Below are 5,543 nucleotides of genomic sequence, written 5' to 3' on the forward strand. Positions count from 1 at the left end.
TTAAATTGTTTCGTCCATCCCTGTCATGGCGCTTGTCAATTCCGGCAATCTTCCGGTTCATCTGATAGCAGAGCGCCCGATTGTGATCAAAGTTCGACAGACCACACAGTAGCAATGCCCGGACAAAGCTCATGCCCTCATGGGGTCGACTCAGACGGGATCGCCATAAACTCAAAGGTTGCAGGGACAATCGATAAAAAAGTCCCTGCCGGGCAAGCCATTTGCAACTTGATAATATTCGGGGAGGATGGCCAGCTGCTGCAATGTGGGAAGGTCTTCAAGAATGCAAAATCACTGTCGCGTCACAAAGGCAGCTGCCACTCTGGGCAAAAAACCTGTGATCTGACGGTGGTCGGAGAGGATGGTCAACTGCAGCCGTGCGGGACGGTCTGCAAGAATGCTAACGTTCTGAAGTATCACAAAAGCAGAGAACACACGGGACAACAAACCTGTGATGTACCCGTGATCGGGAGGGATGGTCTGCAGCGGCTCTGCGGGAAGGTCTGCAGAAATGCTGCAGTTCTGTCCTCTCACAAAAGCGGACAGCACACCGGGGAAAAAAACTGTGACGTGATTGTAATCGGGCAGGATGGCCAGCCGCGGCCATGCGGAAAGACCTGCAGAAATGCCGCAACTTTGTACGTTCACAAAAGAGTACAGCACAGCAGGCAAAAAACCTGTAACGTTTCCGTGATCGGTGAGGATGATCAGTCGCGGCCATGCGGAAAGGTCTGCATGAATGCTAACGCCCTGATGAATCACAAAAAAAGAGACCACGGCAGGCAACAAACCTGTGACGTGATCGTAATCAGGGAGGATGACCAGCCGCGGTTATGCGGAAGGGTTTTTAAGAGTGCCAACAGCCTGTTGGCTCACAAAAGTGGATACCATAGCGTGCAACAAACTTGTGACATGACCGTGACCGGGGAGGATCGCCAGCCGCGGCCATGCGGAAAGACCTGCAAGAATCTTCAAGCTCTGTCGAATCATAAAATGAGATACCACACCGGGCAACAAATCTGTGACGTGACCGTGGTTGGGGATGGCCAGCCGCGGCCATGCGGAAAGGTCTGCAAGAATGCTCACGCCCTGTCGAGTCACAAAATCGGATACCACACCGGGCAACAAACCTGTGGCGTGACCGTGACCGGAGAGGATGGCCAGCCGCGACCATGCGGAAAGACCTGCAAAAATGCTCAAGCCCTCGCGAGTCACAAAAGAATGCATCGAAAACGCAAGCCTTCTGTTGAGGATCTGAACGATGACTTCTGTCCTTGATCTGACAACCGCACTTTCATGAGGTTTTCTTGATCTATCCTTTTTCTGTAAAAACCAGAATGCAGGGATAGAATTATTAAACACTCACTCTTTGCGGCACTGCAATTGCTGTTACTGACGTTGTCTGTCGTCTGTCAGGCCGGACCGTTGACAGAACGTTTTATTGTCGATACCAAAGACACTACACTATGCTCCAACCCTTATTCAGGGATATGTGTAAAAGTGGTTGCCGTTGTCGTTTCGCTTTTGAAAAGCTATTGGAACCCCGATTTACCGTCGTTTAACTCGGTGAAACTTCGGGGAACCAGTCAGGATCGCCCGCTTGCTATCACCACTATGATGCCCGGCTCTGGACAGAACGAACAACCCAACCCGCCATCAGAATCGTCCGGGCAGGAAGTCCTCCCTATACCTGTAGGCTTTTTCAGTGGCCATCTGTATTCTGATTCTGGCGGAGATAATGGAGCCCCTGAACAACAGTCACATACGTTGGGTTTAAATTGTTTCGTCCATCCCTGTCACGGTACTTGTCAATTCCGGCAGTCTTCCGATTCATCTGATAGCAGAACGCCCGATTGTGAACAAAGTTCGACAGACCACACAGTAGCAACGCCCGGACAAAGCTCATGCCCCCATGGGGTTGACTCAGACGGGATCGCCATAAACTCAATGGTTGCAGGGACAATCGATAAAAACGTCCCTGTCGGGCAAGCCATTTGCAACTTGATAATATTCGGGGAAGATGGCCAGCTGCTGCAATGTGGGAAGGTCTTCAAGAATGCACAATCACTGTCGCGACACAAAGGCAACTACCACTCTGGGCAAAAAACCTGTGATCTCAGTGTGGTCGGGGAGGATGGTCAACTGCAGCCGTGCGGGACGGTCTGCAAGAATGCTAACGTTCTAAGGTATCACAAAAGCAGAGACCACACGGGACAACAAACCTGTGATCTACCCGTGATCGGAAGGGATGGTCAGCAACGGCCCTGCGGGACGGTCTGCAGGAATGCCGCAGTTCTGTCCGTTCACAAAAGCGGACTGCACACCGGGAAAAAAAACTGTGACGTGATTGTAATCGGAGAGAATGGCCAGCCGCGGCCATGCGGAAAGGCCTGCTTAAATGCCGCAGCTCTCTACGTTCACAAAAGCCGACGGCACACCGGGCAACAAATCTGTGACGTGGTCGTGGTTGGGAAGGATGGCCATCATCGGCGATGCGAGATCACCTGCGAGAGTACTCAAGACCTGTCAAATCACAAAAGACGATATCATACTGAGCAACAATCCTGTGACGTGGACGTGATCGGGAAGGATGGTCAGTTGCGGCCATGCGGAAAGGTCTGTAAGAATGCTCAGGCCCTGACGAATCACAAAAGTGCGTTCCACACCGGGCAACGAACCTGTGACGTGACCGTGATCGGGGAAGATGGCCAGCCGTGGCCATGCGGAAAGGTCTTCAAGAGTTCTAAATCCCTTTCGAGTCATAAATACGGATACCACACCGGGGAACAAACCTGTGACTGGACCGTGATCGGTGAGGATGGCGAGCCACAGCCATGCGAAAAGGTCTGCAAGAATGCCAGAGCCCTCAGGGATCACAAAAGAAGACAGCACAACGGGGGACGGACCTGTGACGTGACCGGGATCGGGGAGGATGACCAGCCACGGCCATGCGGAAAGACCTGCAAAAATGCTCAAGCCCTCTCGAGTCACAAAAGAATGCATCGAAAACGCAAGCCTTCTGTTGTGGATCTGAACGATAACCTTTGGCCTTAATCTGACAACCAGCCCTTTCATGAGGTTTTCTTGATCTATCCTTGCTCTGTAAAAGCCAGAATGCAGAGATAGAATTATTAAACTCTCACTCTTTGCGGCACTGCGGTTGCTGTTACTGAAGTTGTCTGTCGCCTGTCAGGCCGAACCGCTGACAGAACGTTTTATTGTCGAGCTTGTGCAAAGTGCAGTTTTTCCAAATCAGAGCTTTTCTATAAAGTTTGACCGGCAAACATTACCGGACAGACCCTCACACATTGCCGACACAAACGGCTATACAGAACCTGATTTTCTATCTGATAGCAAACCACCCGGACCTGACAGTGACGGGATGAAAACGACCATCATTGAGTCGGTTTCATGGCAATGGCTTTACGCCACGAATCTGCTGGTTGTTTATGAACTGATTCTGACCACCAAAGACACTCTTCTGAGCTCTAACCCTTATTCAGAAATATCTGTAAAAGTGGTTGCCACTGTCGGTTCGCTTTTAAAAAACTATTGGAACCTCGATTCATCGTCGTTTAACTCGGTGGAACTCCGGGAGACCAGTCAGGATCATCCGTTCACGATCACTACTATGATGCCTGGCTCTGGACACAGCCAACAACCCAACTCGCCATCAGAATCATCCGGGCAGGAAGCCACGGAGGCCCTCCCTCAACCTATAAGTTTTTTCAGTAGCCTCCCGTATTCTGATTCTGGAGGGGATAATGGAGTCCCTGAACAATACCCGCATACTTTGGGTTTAAATTGTTTCGTTCATCCCTGTCGTGGGGCTTGTCAATTCCGGCAGTCTTCCGGTTCATCCGATAGCAGAGCGTCCGATTGTGAAGAAAGTTCGACAAGCCCTACAGTAGCAACACCCAGACAAAGCTCATGTCCTCATTTGGCCAATAGATACTGCTCTATTTGCAACCCTGTTAACGGGGTCACCATAGACACAATGGTTGCAGGGAAAATCGAAAAAAACGTCCCTGCCGGGCGAGCCATTTGCAACTTCATAATATTCTGGGAGGATGGCCAGCTGCTGCAATGTGGGAAGGTCTTCAAGAACGTAAAATCACTGTCGTGTCACAAACGCAACTACCACTCCGGGCAAAAAAACTGTGAACTGACTGTGGTTGACGAGGATGGCCAACTGCAGCCGTGCGGGAAGGTCTGCAAGAATGCTATCGCCCTGTCGTATCACAAAAACAGAGACCACACGAGACAAAAAACCTGTGACGCGCCCGTGATCGTGAGGGGGCTACAACGGCCCTGCGGGGCGGTCTGCAGAAATGCCGCAGCTCTGGCCATACACAAAAGCGGACTGCACACAGGGGAAAAAACCTGTGACGTGATTGTAATCGGGGAGAATGGACAGACGCGGCCATGCGGAAAAGCCTGCAGAAATGCTTCAGCTCTGTCCGTTCACAAAACCCGACAGCACACCGGGCAACAAATTTGTGACGTGGCCGTGGTTGGGGAGGATGGCCATCAGCGACAATGCGAGATCGTCTGCGATAATAATCAAGACCTGTCGAATCACAAAAGACGATACCATACCGGGCAACAATCCTGTGACGTGAACGTGATCGGGGAGGATGGTCAGTCGCGGCCATGCGGGAAGGTCTGCAAGAATGCTCAAGCTCTGTCGGATCACAAAAGTGGATACCACACCGGGCAACGAACCTGTGACGTGACCGAGATCGGGGAAGATGGCCAGCCGTGGCGATGCGGAAAGGTCTTCAAGAACTCTAAAGTCCTCTCGAGTCACAAAAGCGGATACCATACCGGGGAACAAACCTGTGACGTCACCGTGATCGGTGAGGATGGCGAGCCAAAGCCATGCGGAAAGGTCTGCAAGAACGTTAAAGCCCTTTCGGATCACAAAAGAAGAAACCATACCGGGGAACAAACCTGTGGCGTGGCCGTGGTCGGGAAGGATGGCCAGTCTCGGTCATGCGGAAAGATCTGCAAGAATGCTCACGCCTATGCGAATCATAAAAGAATCGCTCACACCGGGGAACAAACCTGTGACCTGTCAATAGTCGGAAAGGATGGCCAGTTGCAGCCGTGTGGGAAAGTCTTTAAGAATGCTCTATCTCTGTCATCTCACAAAAACAAAATTCACTCCGGACAAAAAGCCTGTGACATAACAGTAGTCGGGGAGGATGTTCAGGAGCGACCATGCGGGAAGGTCTGCAAGAATGCTCAAGCTCTGGCGGATCACAAAATAAGACACCGAAAACGCAAGTCCCCTATTGTGGATCAGGACGGTGACCTCAGTCGTTGATCTGACAAACGTCCTTTCATGTGGTTTTCTTGATCTATCCTTGCTCTGTAAAAGCCAGAATGCAGGGATGGAATTATTAAGCACTCACTCTTTGCGGCAACGTGGTTTCTGTTACTGACGTTGTCTGTCGTCTGTCAGGCCGAACCTTTGCCAGAACGCTTTATTGTCGACACCAAAGACACTCCACTATGCTCCAACCCTTATTCAGGGATAT

General features: G+C 51.1%; 3 protein-coding genes. All 3 read left to right on the forward strand.

Going from position 1 to position 5,543, the window contains the following annotated elements:
- The coding region (locus tag KDK19_RS23200; RefSeq protein WP_257252515.1) for a hypothetical protein at positions 1-1,278 on the forward strand (1,278 nt) is incomplete at its 5' end.
- Between the two features lie 105 nt (positions 1,279-1,383).
- Positions 1,384-3,054 (forward strand): hypothetical protein, encoded by a 1,671-nt coding sequence (locus KDK19_RS23205; RefSeq protein ID WP_257252514.1) that lies wholly within the window; start codon positions 1,384-1,386, stop codon positions 3,052-3,054.
- A gap of 106 nt (positions 3,055-3,160) precedes the next feature.
- Positions 3,161-5,329: a hypothetical protein gene (locus KDK19_RS23210; RefSeq protein ID WP_257252512.1), complete on the forward strand. Its 2,169-nt coding sequence runs from the start codon at positions 3,161-3,163 to the stop codon at positions 5,327-5,329.
- The last annotated feature ends 214 nt before the right edge of the window (positions 5,330-5,543 follow it).

Origin of the sequence: Endozoicomonas sp. ONNA1 (assembly GCF_024606325.1) — a bacterium.
In the GTDB taxonomy this organism is placed as follows: domain Bacteria; phylum Pseudomonadota; class Gammaproteobacteria; order Pseudomonadales; family Endozoicomonadaceae; genus Endozoicomonas_A.